The organism is Mesorhizobium tamadayense, from assembly GCF_003863365.1.
In the GTDB taxonomy this organism is placed as follows: domain Bacteria; phylum Pseudomonadota; class Alphaproteobacteria; order Rhizobiales; family Rhizobiaceae; genus Mesorhizobium; species Mesorhizobium tamadayense.
This window is the reverse complement of sequence record NZ_RQXT01000022.1, coordinates 20,300-34,536: the sequence shown is the minus strand read 5'-3', so window position 1 is coordinate 34,536 and position 14,237 is coordinate 20,300. Positions and strand designations below refer to the sequence as shown.

Below are 14,237 nucleotides of genomic sequence, written 5' to 3'. Positions count from 1 at the left end.
TCACTTCTTCTCCATCACGCATTGCAGCGGATGCTGATTCTGTCGGGCGAAATCCATGACCTGAGACACCTTGGTCTCGGCCACCTCGAATGTGTAGACCCCGCACTCGCCCACTCCATGATTATGAACATGCAGCATGATGCGTGTGGCGGCCTCGCGGTCCTTCTGGAAAAAACGCTCCAGGACGTGAACCACGAACTCCATCGGAGTGTAGTCGTCGTTGAGGATGAGGACCCTGTAGAGACTGGGCTTCTTGGTCTTGGTTTTGGTGCGCGTGATGACCGCGGTGCCGCGACCGGGATCGTTGCGGTCGCCGTCACTTTGCATTCGCACCACGCCTGTCGTGGCAGTCAAACCGATCGTCACGTAGTCCTGCCTTTTCGAATCCTCATGCGAGTTCAACATGTAGGTCTTCGATGACCGATTTTAAGCCCTTCTGTTTAGCTGACAATATGGCTAGGTGGGCAAACTTCAGCGAATTTCTCAATCGTGAATGCGGCAAGGCTCGGGTGGTTGCGATCGCGCATGAAAAAACCCGGCCGCGTTTCCGCGACCGGGTCCTTTCTGCAGGCCCGCAGGTCGTGTCGGATGTGAACCGACGAAATTACTTCGCCTTGGCGACGACCGATTCGAACGGCTTGTAGGCTTCCTTGGCGAGTTCGGCGTAGAGATTGCCGATCTTGCTGGCTTCGGCCACGAAGCTCTCATAGCTCTGCTTGGCGTAGTCGGTCTGGATCTCGATGGCCTTCTCGATCGACTTGGCCGAGAACAGCTTCTCGACGGCGGCGCTGCCGGCCTCGAAGCTCTTCTTGGTGTATTCGCCGGCTTCGGTGGCGATCGCCTGCGCACCCTTGGTGAGCGAGGCAAAGCTCTTCAGCCCGGTGTCGGCAAACTCCTTGCCGTATTTCGAGAAATCCTCATAGGTCTGGGTCATTTCATTCTTCCCTTGGTTGAAACGCCCATTAGCCCCGGGCGCCCTTGTGCAATGCACTTCAATATATTGTGCATTGCACAAAAGTCAAGATTCCCTTGAGCCGCAGGGCGCGCGCGAGGCAGCAACGGCTAAAATTCGAATAAACAGAGGCTCAAATCGCCGGAAAATGGTGAACGCGGCGGTTACCATAAACGGATTGGTAACGCTGGCCGCGATAGCTTGGCCGGAAGCGAGGCAGGCACTCCCTCTGCCGCCTCCGGGGCAACGAAAATTCAGGGTAAGTAGCGGTGCGTCAGGCGTTGTCGGGCTTCGTCTCCAAATCTTCATTCTCCTTCAAGGCGATCATGGTCGCCGCGCTCGCGGTGACGATTGTCGCCGCCGATGTCGCATCGGCTCTTGCCGCAAAGTCGGCGGCCATTGTCGTCGACGCCAAGACCGGCAAGGTGCTCTATTCGGCCGACGCCAACGGCCGGCGCTATCCCGCCTCGCTGACCAAGATGATGACGCTCTACCTCACCTTCGAGGCCTTGGCGAAAGGCAGGATCAGCAGGAACACGCCGGTGCCGTTCTCGGCCCACGCCGCGTCCGAGCCGCCGACCAAGCTCGGCGTGCGCGCCGGCGGCTCGGTGCCGGTCGAGACAGCGATCCTGTCGATGGTGACGAAGTCGGCCAACGATTCGGCGACCGCGCTGGGCGAGATGCTGGGCGGCAGCGAAGATAATTTTGCCCGCATAATGACGGCCAAGGCGCGCCAGCTCGGCATGAACGGCACCGTCTTCCGCAATGCCAACGGCCTGCCCGATCCGGGCCAGTTCACCACGGCGCACGACATGGCCATGCTGGGCATCGCGCTCCGAGAGCACTTCCCGCAATATTACGGCTATTTCTCGCAGCGCTCGTTCCTCTATGGCCGCCAGCGCATCAACGGCCACAATCGACTGCTCGGCCGCGTCAAGGGCGTCGACGGGATCAAGACCGGCTACACGCGCGCTTCCGGCTACAATCTGGTTTCCTCCGTCGCCGATGGCGACCGCCGTCTTGTCGCCGTGGTGATGGGCGGTGCTTCCGGCCGCAGCCGCGACAACCAGATGGCCTCGCTGATCAACGCTTACCTGCCGCGCGCCTCGACCCGCGGCGGCGGCAATCTGATCGCCAAGGCGGGCGGCGACAACCCGATCAAGGCTTTGGCAAAGGTCCTTCTGCCGAAGCATGACGCGCCGACCCCGGACGAAAAGCCGGCCGTCGACGACACGGAAGTCGCCTCGGCCGATGACAATGCGCCGGTCGCCGAGGAAACCAAGCCGGTGATCCAGGTCAGGAAGGTGAAGACGGTGGCTGTGGCCGCCATGGCTCCGGCACCCGCGCCGCAGGAAACCACAACGCAGACCGAAACCGCATCACAGACCGTTGCCGCCTACGCCGAGCCGGCGCCGGCGGCCGTCGATCCGGTCAAGACGTCTTCAGTGCCGTCCGGATGGGTGGTGCAGATCGCGTCCTCGCCGACGCAATCGGGGGCACAAGCCCTTCTCGACAAGACGAGCAAGCAGGCGCCGAAGGTGCTGGCCGATGCGTCGGGCTTCACTGTCGCGTTCGACAAGGGCGGCGTCACCTACTACCGCGCCCGCTTCGGCGGCTTCGGATCGAAGGACGCAGCCTGGAAGGCCTGCGATGCCCTGAAGCGTAAGAAAATCGAGTGCTACGCTGTCCAGCAATAGGCGGCGTTTGAACCTCCCGGGAAGTTCCGCGTCGAAGGAGACTAGTCGTGATTGGAGAGCAAGACGTCCTTGGCTTCATTGATCCGCGCCGCCAGGACAGACGTGCCGCCGACATCAGCGTTCAGGCGCTGCATCAGGCGGCGGTGCGCCTTGCGGATATCCGCCGCGGCAGCCCCCGCTTCAAGACCAAGGATCTTGTAGGCCTCCTCCTTAGTCATGGCGCCCGCACCTGGCGCAACACCCAGCCTTTCGCCACTGTCCGGTTGCGCGTCCTTGCGCCAGACGGGAAAACGGCCGTCAAGATACGTCTCTAGCAGTTGGCGGCTCTCCGGGTCCGGCCGCAGCTCGACGTAGAGTTGCTGCAGGTCTTCGATCCCCATCGCGCCCAGCATTTTACCCTCATAGTGGCCGGCGAGAACCAGGCCCTCGAGCTTGCCGCTGTCGTGGTCAAGGTCCATTTCGAGAGCCGCGGTGCGCACGGTCGAACGTTTGGCCGCGGCAGGCCTCGGCGGCGGCCGCCTCGCTCGCATCCACGCATACCAGCCGGCCGCCACAATCACGAGCAGGCCGCCGAGGCTGCTGCGAGCGGCCACGAGCATCGCCGCGCCGATCAGGCCCAACAGCGCGGGCCCAAGTGTTCTGAGATTGTCCGCCATCCTGGCGGGGTCGGCGCGTACAAAGACCGTTGCGACGCCGAAAAGCAACAGAAGCAAAGCCGCCAATGCGATGATCACGCCCATCGGTTTGCATCGTCCAGATGATTGCGCCTGTAAATGAGGATGGGGTGTAGGCTTGATGCTTGCAAGTCCCACATCGGACGAGCCGAAGGGCCAGCGCGAAGTGATGCCCGCAGTGATGCTTTACAGCAGGCCGAGTTCGGCAAGCTCCATTCGCAGTTTCGGCGGCATCTCGGCCAATGCGGCCCTGCCCTTGCCGAGATCGGGCGGAGCGTCGGAAGATTTGAGATAGCGCCAGCCCTGGAACGCCCGGCGTGGCTGCCAGTCGGTGCGCACCACTTCGGGATCGAGCACCAGATGGCAGCGGCCGATGCCTTCGTCGTCGACGAAAGGCCGGATCTCGGTAATCAGCTGCCGGCACTGCACGTTGCCCTTGATCACCCAGTAGAGCGAGCCGCCATCGGTGATCTCCTCGCCGCGCGTCGGCACCATGCGGGTTGTGTGCCAGTGCTCGGCCGGCTCGCTAGCGCGGCGCCGCTCATCAAGACGGAAGGCGATCCACTCTTCCAGATCCTCGACGCTGTCGCAGCCGACGCAGAGCTTGATGAGATTGAGAGACATGCCCGCAATCTAGCGACCGCAGGACGGAGGTTCAACGCCGGGCGACGTTATGCACAGGCCGGTGCCAGCCCGATCATGAGGCCAGAGCGGCTGTTTCGATTGCTTCCGCAACCCACTCGTTGAGGCTCTTGTTCTCGGCTGCGGCGGCGATGACGGCAGCTTCGTGAGTGGCCGGGGCAAGTCGAACGTTGAAGCGGCCGGAAAATTCTCGAAAAGGCTTGATGCCCTTCTCGCGGCACATGTCGAGGAAAACTTTCAACGACGTTGCGCCCTCAGCGTAGAGTTGTTCGACATTCGCGGCGTAAAAATCCGCGCCCCCGGCCAGTCCCAGGAATTCGCCCCTCAGCAATCCAAGCTCCGGGTCGAAAGACACCGATGCCTTGTGGCCGTCGATCTCAATGATGTTCTTCATGGTCTCACTCCATGGCTCTTCAGCCACTTCCTGATGCTGGCAACAGCGCCCTTGTCGGTGTCCGGCGTCGGATGGGGCCGATGGAAAACCCGGACCTCACCGAACAGAAACACGCCGACGCGCGATCCTTCGCGTTCACTGACTTCGGCACCCAAGGCCACGAATAATGCCTCGATATCCGACCATCGAATTGTGCCGCTTACCGGCCGCGAGAAAATCTGCGCGAGCGTTGCCTGATGCTTTCGCTTCATCGCAGCTTAGTACTACAAATTGGTATCGTTTGGCAAGAAATGCAGGGGCTGGGAAGCGTAGCGTCTTCAGCACTCGACGACATTGACCGCCAAGCCACCGAGGCTGGTTTCCTTGTATTTCTCGTTCATGTCGAGGCCGGTCTGGCGCATGGTCTCGATCGCCGCGTCGAGCGGCACGAAATGCGTGCCGTCGCCCTTGATGGCGAGCGAGGCGGCGGTGACCGCCTTGACGGCGCCGAGCGCATTGCGCTCGATGCAGGGCACCTGCACGAGACCGCCGACCGGATCGCAGGTCATGCCGAGATGATGCTCCAGCGCGATCTCGGCGGCGTTCTCGACCTGCTCAGGCGTGCCGCCCATGACGGCGCAGAGCCCCGCTGCGGCCATGGCCGATGCCGAGCCCACCTCGCCCTGACAGCCGACCTCGGCGCCGGAAATCGAAGCGTTGGACTTGATGATGCCGCCGACGGCAGCGGCGGTCAGCAGGAAGTCGCGAATGCCCGGCTGGTCGGCCTCGGGATGGAAATGCAGCCAATAGCGCAGCACCGCCGGCAGCGTTCCGGCCGCGCCATTGGTCGGCGCGGTCACCACGCGCCCGCCGGCCGCGTTCTCCTCGTTGACCGCCATGGCATAGATCGACAGCCAGTCATTGGCGAGCAGGGGATTGGGACGGTTCTGCTGCCATTGCTCCTGCAGCTTGTCATGCAGTTGGCGCGCGCGCCGGCGCACCTTCAAGCCGCCCGGCATGATGCCGTCCTGCGACAGGCCGCGATCGATGCAGCCCTTCATGGCGCTCCAGATCGCGTCGAGGCCGTCGTCGAGCTCCTCGCGCGACATGTGCTTTTCCTCGTTGACCCGCTTCATCTCGGCGATCGAAAGCCCGCTCTTGGCCGCCATCGCCAGCATCTCAACGGCGTTCTTGAACGGATAAGGCACCTTCTTGCCTTCCGTCGTCACCGAGCCCTTGGCCTTCATGCGCTGCAACTCTTCCTCGGAGACGACGAAGCCGCCGCCGATCGAATAATAGATGCGCTTGAGCAGCAGCCGGTCGGATGCGTCATAGGCATAGAAGGCCATGCCGTTGGCGTGGCCGGTCAGTGGCGTCTTGCGGTCGAGCACCAGGTCCTTGGCGGGGTCGAAGCGATAGGACGGATGTCCAGGCGGCGAGACCCGTTTATCCGCGCCGATGCGGGCAACGATGCCATCCGCCTCGTCAGGATCGACCGTCTGCGGTGTCTCGCCCGCCAAGCCGAGGATGACGGCGCGGTCCGAGCCATGGCCGATGCCCGTATAGGCGAGCGAGCCGTGCAGGCTGGCGCCCACGCGGTCGACCTCGACGCCCGCCGGACGCGGCCAGTCGCCGGCAAGGATTTCGTCCAGGAAGCGGCGCGCGGCCGTCATCGGCCCCATCGTGTGCGAGCTCGATGGGCCGATGCCGATCTTGAATAGGTCGAAAACCGAAAGGAACACGCGCCGTTGTCTCCTGAAACCGTCTCGACATTAGATATAGGAATTCACACCGATGTTTCCGCTGTTTTGCAAATCGCGGCGCGGCGTCCGCCGACTTTGTTTGCTCCGGCAGCGACATCACCAGCGAGTCCTGCCTCAAGCAGACGTCGAAATGCGGGGCCGGCCTGTGATAAAAGCCTTGCATGGTCGATTCCATCCATCTTTCGGCCGCCGATCTGGCGGCGCTGGCCTTCTTTCTGGTTGTCTGGGTGCTGCATACGCTCGCTTCGGACGGGAAGCTCGTCAGCCGCGTGTCGCTGACGACCGCGATGAACGCCCAGCGCGAGGCCTGGATGCGCAACATGGCCGAGCGCGAGGTGCGTATCGTCGATACCGCGATCATGAGCGGACTGCAGCAAGGCACGGCGTTTTTCGCCTCCAGTTCGCTGATCGCGCTCGGCGGCTGCTTCGCCCTGCTCGGCGCTTCCGACCGGGTGCTTACCGTGCTGGGCGACCTTCCGTTCGGCGCGCTGACGTCGCGCGAGTCCTTCCAGACCAAGGTATTCGGCCTGGTTCTGATCCTCGCCTTCGCCTTCTTCAAGTTCGGCTGGGCCTACCGGCTGTTCAACTATTGCTCGATCCTGATCGGGGCCGTGCCGATCCCGCATGGCGAGGCCTCGCGCAATCCCGCCAGCGAGGCAGCGGTATGGCGCGCCACACGCATGAACGTGCTTGCCGGAAAGCACTTCAATTCCGGCCTGCGCGCCGTCTTCTTCTCGATCGGCTATCTCGGCTGGTTCGTCGACCCGGTCGTGTTCGTATTGTCGACGCTGGTCCTGCTGGCTGTGCTGGTGCGCCGTCAGTTCTTCTCGGCGGCAAGGCAGGCCGTGCTCGGTCAGCCGCCCGGCGCAGGAAAGGGCCGATCGATCCGGCCGGACAGCCAGTAGGCGAAGAGCCCGATCCATTCGCGGATTGCCATCGTGGTCGCCTGCAACGCGTCAGCCGGGTTGTCGCGGTAGAGGCCGATGCCTTCGCGCCCTGATGTCCGGTAGTCGACCGGCCAGGGAACTGTTGGAAAACCTGCCTTGTCGAACAGCGCCTTGGCACGCGGCATGTGGAACGCGGACGTCACCAGCAGCCATGTCTCGCCGGGCTTCGGCTCGACCAGCCTGCGGGTAAAGACGGCATTCTCATAGGTGTTGCGCGACTTGTTCTCCAGAATCAGGCGATCGGGCGCAACACCAAGGGCGCTGAGCAGGCGCGGCGCAGTGTCGGCATCGCCCTCGGCGTCGAGGAAAAGCTCGCCGTTGCCGCCGGAGACGACCACTCTCGCCTGCGGGAAGCGCCGGGCGAGGATGGCGGTCTCCACCATCCGGTCGCCGCCGCTGTTCAGCTCAAAGCCGCCGCGCGCAAGATTGATCGCACCCTCAAGGCCGCCGCCAAGCACGACGATGCCGTCCACCTTCTCCGGCAATGGCGGCCTTGGGAAGCGCTCTTCCAATGGATTGAGCATCATCGCGCCGAGCGAGGTCCACGCCGATAGCCCAAGGACCAGGAAGGCGAGCACGCTGCCCGTTGTGGCCAGCCGCCGGCGGCCGAAAAGCGCCGCCAGCAAGCCGGCAAGCAGCAGGAAAATCGCTAGGTTCAACGGCTGGATGAAGAACCAGAATATCTTGGAAAGATAGAAGAACATCCCTCACCCCGTTTCAGACGAGGGACGACGCTACCACCACTTTTCCGGCTGAAATTTGCCCGCCGCCTGCTCGATCACATGCGCGGACTGGAACAGCGTTTCCTCGTCGAACGGCCGGCCGATGAGCTGGAGGCCGAGCGGCAGCCCCTTGCCGTCGAGGCCTGCCGGTACAGAAATACCGGGAAGTCCGGCCATGTTCACCGTCACGGTGAAGATGTCGTTGAGATACATCTTCACCGGATCGGAATTCATGTCCTCGTCGGCGACGCCGAAGGCGGCTGACGGCGTCGCTGGCGTCAGGATGACGTCGACGCCGGCGGCAAAGACGTTCTCGAAGTCGCGCTTGATCAGCGTGCGCACCTTCTGCGCCTGCAGATAGTAGGCGTCGTAATAGCCCGCCGACAGCACATAGGTGCCGATCATGATGCGGCGCTTGACCTCGCGGCCGAAGCCGGCGGCGCGCGTCTTCTCATACATGTCGACAATATCCTTGCCGGGCACGCGCAACCCATAGCGCACGCCGTCATAGCGGGCGAGGTTGGACGAGGCCTCGGCAGGCGCCACTATGTAATAGGCCGGCAGCGCGTATTTGGTGTGCGGCAGCGAGATGTCGACGATCTCGGCGCCGGCGTCCTTCAGCCAGGCAATGCCTTGCTGCCAGAGCGCCTCGATGTCTTCCGGCATGCCGTCGACGCGGTATTCCTTGGGAATGCCGACCTTCATGCCCTTGATCGGTTTGCCGATCGCGGCCTCATAGTCCGGTACCGGCCGGTCGACCGACGTCGTGTCCTTCTGATCGGACGAGGCCATCGACTTCAACAGGATCGCGGCGTCGTGCACGTCGCGCGCGATCGGGCCGGCCTGGTCGAGCGAGGAAGCGAAGGCGACGATGCCCCAGCGCGAGCAGCGGCCATAGGTCGGCTTGATGCCGACGGTGCCGGTGAAGGCCGCGGGCTGGCGAATCGAGCCGCCTGTGTCGGTCGCGGTAGCGCCGGCGCAGAGGAAGGCGGCGACGGCCGAGGCCGATCCGCCGGAGGAGCCGCCGGGGACGAGCTGGGCATTGTCCAGCGTGCGCGCGGTCTTGGCGCCGCCGGCCGAGACGAAGCCGCCGTCGCCCTGATGCGTGGTCGGCATCACCACCGTGTCGAGGCGCGAACGCCGCCATGGGTTGATGACCGGGCCGTAATAGGAGGTCTCGTTGGACGAGCCCATGGCGAACTCGTCCATGTTGAGCTTGCCGAGCATGACCGCGCCGTCGGCCCACAGATTGGATGTGACGGTCGATTCATAGCGCGGCTTGAAACCGTCCAGCACATGGCTGCAGGCCTGGGTGTGGACGCCTTCGGTTGCGAACAGGTCCTTGATGCCGAGCGGGATTCCTTCGAGCGCGCCACCCTCGCCCTTGGCAAGCTTGACGTCGGAGGCCTTGGCCATGTCGCGCGCCTTGTCGGCGGTCACCGCGACATAGGCATTGAGCACCGGATTGGCGCGATCGATCGCCGCGAGATAGGCCTCAGTGATCTCGGCAGCGGTGATCTCCTTGCCGCGCAGCTTGGCGCGGGCCTCGGAAATGGTGAGATGTGTGAGGTCGCTCATCAGGCAAGGCTCTTTTCGTAAAACACCGACCATTCGGAGTCGGGATAATCCAGCACCGGGCCGCAACGCGAAAACCCGGCGCGCTCATAGATGGTCCAAGCGGCGGGGTGGCGGTCGCCGGTCTCCAGAACCAGGCGCTTCAGCCCTTCCTGCCGCGCCAGCGCCTCGACCCGTTCGACGATCCGGGCGCCGATCTTCTGGCCACGATGCGAGGGCCGCGTGTACATCCGCTTGACCTCGCCAGTCGCGTTGTCATGCCGCTTCAGCGCGCCGCAGCCGACGGCGAGGCCACCGTCGCGGGCGATGAACACGGTCGTGTCGTGGCCAGCCATCTGCTCCACGGTCAGGTGGTAGCAATGTTCCGGCGGCGTCAGCTCGAGCAGCGTGGCGTTGAGCTCCGCGACCAGCGCGCGCACGTCGTCCTGCAACGGCGTCTCGGCGGCGATCTCGATGGCCATGGCGCCCTACTCCACGACCTTCGGAACGAGGAAGAAATTCTCTTCCGTCGCCGGCGCGTTGGCGACGATGTCGGCGGCCTTGGTGCCGTCGGTGACGACGTCCTGCCGCTTCTTCATCTCCATCGGCGTGACCGAGGTCATCGGCTCGACGTCGGAGACGTCGACCTCGTTCAGTTGCTCGACGAAACCGAGAATGGCGTTCAGCTCGCCGGTCATTCGCTCGGCATCCTCCTCGCTCACCGCAATGCGGGCAAGGTGAGCGACGCGCTTCACGGTCAGAAGATCAACGGACATGTCTATTTGCCTCGGGAAAACCAGTGCGGGCTATAGCGGCGCGACGCTTGCGGCGCAACATCGATGATGCCGGATCGGCCGGCCTGCGATGCTTCGGGCGCCGCCCAAGGCAGCGCAACCCATCGCAGAGGGCGAAACGGGCTAGATTGCGATCGCCTTACCGATCTCGGGCAGCGCCACCTTGACTCCCGATCCTTCCATGCCGGCCACGAATTTGTCGGCGGTCTGGTCGATGATCGGAAAGGTGCCGAAATGGCAGGGAATGACCGTATCGAAGCTGAAAAAGCGTCGGCAGGCAAGGGCCGCCACCGCGCCGCCCATGGTGAAGCGGTCGCCGATGGGCACGATGCCGATCTTCGGTTCATGCAGTTCGTTGATCAGCCCCATGTCGGAAAAGATGTCGGTGTCACCCATGTGGTAGAGCGTCTTGTCCTCCTGGAAATGCAACACGAGCCCGCCCGGGTTGCCGAGATAGGTGTTGGTACCGCCCTGGCCGCCGAATGAGGAAGAATGCAGCGCCTGGACGAAGGTGGTGGTGAAGGGCCCGCAATCGACGGTGCCGCCGATATTGCCGGGGTTGATCTTCTTGTCGCTGACGCCCTGGCCGACGAGATACATGCAGACCTCGAAATTGGCGACCAGCATGGCGCCGCTCTTCTTCAGCACCTCGATCGAACCGCTGACATGATCGTTGTGGCCGTGGGTCAGCAGAACATGCGTCACCCCTTCCGCCGGCCCTTCCCAGCCGCCGGTCCAGGATGGATTGCCGACCAGATACGGGTCGATCAGGATGTTGGCGTCCTTGGTCTCGACACGGAATGCCGAATGTCCGTACCAGGTCAGTTTCATGATGCTTTCCTCGATTTTCTCGCTATCAGAGGATAGAACGCAGGCGGCAAATTGAAAGTCCAGCGGCCCATCAAAAAGCCGCGCGGCAGAACACCAGGAGAGCAGTTGAGCATCATCGGCATAGAGGAATTGCCGGCACGGCTCGCGGGCGGCCGCACGCTCGCCGGCCTCGATCTGGGCGACAAGACGATCGGCGTGGCGGTGTCGGACCGCGGCCTGTCCTTTGCCCATCCGCGCCCGGTGATCCTGCGCAAGAAGTTTTCAGCTGATGCCGCCCGGTTGCTGGCTCAGCTCGAGAAGGACAATGTCGGGGCGATCGTGCTTGGTCTTCCCGTCAACATGGACGGATCGGAAGGCCCGCGCGCGCAGAAATCCCGCGCCTTCGCGCGCAACATGGCTGCTTTGTCCGACATGCCCTTTGTGCTGTGGGACGAGCGGCTGTCGACGGTCGCTGCGGAACGGACGCTGATCGAGATGGATTTCTCGCGCAAGAAACGCGCCGGCAAGATCGATTCTGCGGCGGCGGCTTTTATTCTGCAGGGAGTGTTGGACCGGCTTCAGTCGCTCGGCCGAACCGATCCGGACTGACCGCGCCTTCCCGGCGCCGCCTGATCCATTCGCCGATCTGGCGCCGGCGGCGGAATGCCACCAGTCCGACCAGCAGGAAACTGTCGAACACGCAGGCCCGCGCGACCATGCCCGGGATAATAGCCGGATCGATGCCGAGCATCTGGCCGTAGAGCTGGAAGACCAGGTCGTGCAACTGGCGGCTCAGCATGACGTAGCCGAAATTCATGTCGTTGAGCGACAGGAAGAACCAGCCCCAGAACAGGACCAGCGGAGCCGCCCAGAATGCGAACAAGGCGCGCATCAGTAGCGGCCTCCGGGTCTGGTTTCCGGGCGGCTGGAGATGCGGGACAGGAGCGAACTGTGCGCAGCACCCATCGCCATGCGATGGGAAGCCAGGCGGGCTTCGCTCTCATACAAGGTCGTCGCGGCGAGAGCCGAGCGACGTTCGGCGAGCACTGCGACATAGGAGGCGAGCAGCGCCGTCATCTGGATGGCGACCACCATGAACAGCCCGTTGATGCCTTGCGCGGCGCCGCCGAGGAGGATGATCGACAGCAGGAAGGAGGCTGAGATGAAGGCGATCCGCACCACTGCGTCGCCGGCATCGGGCCTTGTCGCGATATTGAGCAGCGTTTCGACGAAGGCCCAGCAGAACAGCAGCGCGACGATCAGCAACGCGACCGAGAGCGGCGCTACGATGACGGCGTGCTCGAGACCCGGGAAACGGCTGCCTTGCACCGATACGCCAAGCACGCCAAGCGCCGAAGCGATGCCGCGATCACCATCCATACAGATGTAGGCCAGCAGGGCGAAAACGATCGCCCAGTGCAAGGCCAGAAAAGATTTCAACACGTGCCGCATGCGCTTCCTGCCTGGCGGAGCACGGGATGCTCATGGTTAATGCTTCCCTACTCCAGTAGGCAGAGTGGGCTCTGCGAAGGCTCCCCGCAATGGAAACCATTTGTTAAGGTTAACGATGATCCACAGGCCGGCGATGGACCGCGTTACAGGCCTGCTCAGGTCAGCGGCGGGTAGAGCGTGTCGATGATCATGCGCGCGTCATGGCGCGAATCGAGCATGCCGTAGGTGGTGCGCCATTGGCCGCCGAGCCTTGTCTCGACGAAGGCATCGGCAATCCGCCCTGCCCCCAGCCGGCGCAGCTCCGCCGCCGCCGCCGAAAGCGCCAGCTGTTCGGTCAGCAGGCGCGCCGAGCCCTGGTCGGTCGAAGCCACCTGCATGGCCGCCTTGAGCACGCCGATGGTGCCCCGCCCGCCGGCGCCGAGGTCGCGGTCGATCCCGACCAGCACTTCCTCGAACAGGCCGGGCGCGCGGCCGAGCACACGCAGCACGTCCAGCGCCATGACATTGCCCGAGCCTTCCCAGATCGCGTTGACCGGAGCCTCACGGTAGTAACGGGCAAGCGGCGCTTCCTCGACATAGCCGTTGCCACCGAGGCACTCCATCGCCTCGTAAAGCAGCTGCGGCGCGATCTTGCACACCCAGTATTTGACCACCGGCGTCATGGCGCGGGCGAAGGCCGCCTCGCCGCGATCGCTCGCCGCCTCGTCGAAGGAGCGCGCCAGCCGGAACGACAGCGCCGTCGCCGCGGCGACGTCTAGCGCCATGTCGGCCAGCACCCGCTGCATCAGCGGCTGGTCGACCAGATTGGTGCCGAACACCTGGCGGTGGCGCGTGTGGTGGACGGCTTCGGCCAGCCCTGCCCGCATGATCGCCGAAGACGCGACCGCGCAGTCGAGCCGGGTCAGCGTCACCATGTCCATGATCGTCTTGACGCCGGCGCCGGGCTCGCCGACCATCTCCCCTATGGCGTTGACGAACTCGACTTCCGACGAGGCGTTGGAGCGGTTGCCGAGCTTGTCCTTCAGGCGCTGGAAGCGAAAGCCATTGCCCGAGCCGTCGCCCAGGATGCGCGGAACCAGGAAGCATGAAAGCCCTTCCGGCACCTGCCCGAGCACGAGGAAGGCGTCGGACATCGGCGCCGACATGAACCATTTGTGCCCTGTGAGCCGGTAGAAGCCGCTTCCCGTTCGCTCCGCCCTGGTGACGTTGGCGCGCACGTCGGTGCCGCCCTGTTTCTCGGTCATGCCCATGCCGAGCGTCAGCCCGGTCTTTTGTACCGGCGGCTTCTGGCTTTGGTCGTATTTGCGCGTCGTCACGCGCGGCGCCCACTCGCGGAACAGTTTCGGGCTTGCCATCAGCGCCGCCAACGAAGCGCTGGTCATGGTGATGGGGCAGAGATGCCCGGTCTCCAGTTCGGCGGTGAGGTAGAAGCGCGCCGCCCTCACCTGGTGGCGGCGGCCGATCTCGGCGTCGCCGTTTTCCCAGACTGAGGAATGCAGGCCACCGGCAACCGAGCGGCGCATCAAAGCGTGATAGGCCGGATGGAATTCGACCAGATCGATGCGCCGGCCCTGACGGTCATGCGTCCTGAGCTTCGGCGTGTCGGTGTTGGCGAGGCGGGCAAGTTCCTGCGCCTCATGCGTCATGACGAACCGGCCAAGCCCGTCCAGATCCTTGCGGACGGAATCGGAAAAACGCTCGGCAAGCTGGATGAGCAACGGATCGCCCCGCCACGCATTGCCGCCCGTCAATGGCGGCGGCTGGTTGATCACGTCGTCGGTCACGCCCCATCCTTCAGTTGGCGGAAAGGTCCTTACCATCTCAAGGCCGCGGTCGCGAATCCGAAGCCACGGGGCC

General features: G+C 63.9%; 18 protein-coding genes. 3 read left to right on the top strand and 15 right to left on the bottom strand.

What is annotated here, in order from left to right:
• Entirely contained in the window at positions 1-327 is a 327-nt protein-coding gene (gene clpS / locus EH240_RS18465; RefSeq protein WP_040972327.1) for an ATP-dependent Clp protease adapter ClpS, read from the bottom strand.
• A 277-nt stretch (positions 328-604) separates the two neighbouring features.
• Positions 605-934 (bottom strand): phasin family protein, encoded by a 330-nt coding sequence (locus EH240_RS18460; RefSeq protein ID WP_125000895.1) that lies wholly within the window; start codon positions 932-934, stop codon positions 605-607.
• A 287-nt stretch (positions 935-1,221) separates the two neighbouring features.
• On the opposite strand from EH240_RS18460, the gene EH240_RS18455 reads away from it, so the two are divergent.
• On the top strand, positions 1,222-2,649 hold the full coding sequence (locus EH240_RS18455) for a D-alanyl-D-alanine carboxypeptidase (protein WP_125000893.1): 1,428 nt from the start codon (positions 1,222-1,224) through the stop codon (positions 2,647-2,649).
• 41 nt (positions 2,650-2,690) lie between these two features.
• On the opposite strand, the gene EH240_RS18450 is transcribed toward EH240_RS18455, so the two are convergent.
• The 5 genes from EH240_RS18450 to EH240_RS18430 form a co-directional block, all read right to left on the bottom strand.
• The gene (locus EH240_RS18450) at positions 2,691-3,389 is read right to left on the bottom strand and encodes a J domain-containing protein (RefSeq protein WP_125000890.1); all 699 of its coding nucleotides are present in this window, start codon (positions 3,387-3,389) and stop codon (positions 2,691-2,693) included.
• A 120-nt stretch (positions 3,390-3,509) separates the two neighbouring features.
• On the bottom strand, positions 3,510-3,947 hold the full coding sequence (locus tag EH240_RS18445) for a DUF1489 family protein (RefSeq protein WP_125000887.1): 438 nt from the start codon (positions 3,945-3,947) through the stop codon (positions 3,510-3,512).
• A gap of 73 nt (positions 3,948-4,020) precedes the next feature.
• Positions 4,021-4,386, bottom strand: a complete 366-nt coding sequence (locus tag EH240_RS18440; RefSeq protein WP_245436175.1) for a type II toxin-antitoxin system HicB family antitoxin — start codon at positions 4,384-4,386, stop codon at positions 4,021-4,023.
• Complete coding sequence (locus tag EH240_RS18435; protein WP_125000884.1) at positions 4,356-4,610, bottom strand: type II toxin-antitoxin system HicA family toxin; 255 nt, start codon at positions 4,608-4,610, stop codon at positions 4,356-4,358. Before EH240_RS18435 ends, EH240_RS18440 begins: the two co-directional genes overlap by 31 nt.
• A 66-nt stretch (positions 4,611-4,676) precedes the next feature.
• A complete protein-coding gene (locus EH240_RS18430; RefSeq protein WP_125000881.1) occupies positions 4,677-6,080 on the bottom strand; it encodes an L-serine ammonia-lyase in 1,404 nt (467 codons plus the stop codon).
• Positions 6,081-6,262: 182 nt separating this feature from the next.
• Here EH240_RS18430 and EH240_RS18425 point away from each other — a divergent pair, with 182 nt between their 5' ends.
• On the top strand, positions 6,263-7,006 hold the full coding sequence (locus EH240_RS18425) for a DUF599 domain-containing protein (RefSeq protein WP_125000879.1): 744 nt from the start codon (positions 6,263-6,265) through the stop codon (positions 7,004-7,006).
• On the opposite strand, the gene EH240_RS18420 is transcribed toward EH240_RS18425, so the two are convergent.
• The 5 genes from EH240_RS18420 to EH240_RS18400 all read right to left on the bottom strand — a co-directional run bounded on the left by EH240_RS18420 (position 6,955) and on the right by EH240_RS18400 (position 10,949).
• Positions 6,955-7,752 (bottom strand): YdcF family protein, encoded by a 798-nt coding sequence (locus EH240_RS18420; RefSeq protein WP_125000876.1) that lies wholly within the window; start codon positions 7,750-7,752, stop codon positions 6,955-6,957. The genes EH240_RS18425 and EH240_RS18420 overlap by 52 nt on opposite strands.
• A gap of 30 nt (positions 7,753-7,782) precedes the next feature.
• A complete protein-coding gene (locus EH240_RS18415; RefSeq protein WP_125000873.1) occupies positions 7,783-9,348 on the bottom strand; it encodes an amidase in 1,566 nt (521 codons plus the stop codon).
• Positions 9,348-9,806, bottom strand: coding sequence for a GNAT family N-acetyltransferase (locus tag EH240_RS18410; protein WP_125000870.1), 459 nt, complete (start codon positions 9,804-9,806; stop codon positions 9,348-9,350). The genes EH240_RS18415 and EH240_RS18410 overlap by 1 nt, the downstream gene beginning before the upstream one ends.
• 6 nt (positions 9,807-9,812) lie before the next feature.
• A complete protein-coding gene (gene gatC / locus EH240_RS18405; protein WP_125000867.1) occupies positions 9,813-10,100 on the bottom strand; it encodes an Asp-tRNA(Asn)/Glu-tRNA(Gln) amidotransferase subunit GatC in 288 nt (95 codons plus the stop codon).
• 141 nt (positions 10,101-10,241) lie between these two features.
• Positions 10,242-10,949, bottom strand: coding sequence for a metal-dependent hydrolase (locus tag EH240_RS18400; protein WP_125000864.1), 708 nt, complete (start codon positions 10,947-10,949; stop codon positions 10,242-10,244).
• 105 nt (positions 10,950-11,054) lie between these two features.
• Between EH240_RS18400 and ruvX the strand changes: the two genes are divergently transcribed.
• Entirely contained in the window at positions 11,055-11,537 is a 483-nt protein-coding gene (gene ruvX / locus EH240_RS18395; protein WP_125000861.1) for a Holliday junction resolvase RuvX, read from the top strand.
• Here ruvX and EH240_RS18390 read toward each other — a convergent pair.
• From EH240_RS18390 to EH240_RS18380, 3 genes are all read right to left on the bottom strand, one after another.
• Complete coding sequence (locus EH240_RS18390; protein WP_125000858.1) at positions 11,479-11,820, bottom strand: DUF6105 family protein; 342 nt, start codon at positions 11,818-11,820, stop codon at positions 11,479-11,481. The two genes, ruvX and EH240_RS18390, sit on opposite strands and share 59 nt — an antisense overlap.
• A complete protein-coding gene (locus EH240_RS18385; protein WP_125000855.1) occupies positions 11,820-12,380 on the bottom strand; it encodes a hypothetical protein in 561 nt (186 codons plus the stop codon). Before EH240_RS18385 ends, EH240_RS18390 begins: the two co-directional genes overlap by 1 nt.
• A 155-nt stretch (positions 12,381-12,535) precedes the next feature.
• Positions 12,536-14,200, bottom strand: a complete 1,665-nt coding sequence (locus tag EH240_RS18380) for a DNA alkylation response protein (RefSeq protein ID WP_483466606.1) — start codon at positions 14,198-14,200, stop codon at positions 12,536-12,538.
• Positions 14,201-14,237: the final 37 nt, after the last annotated feature.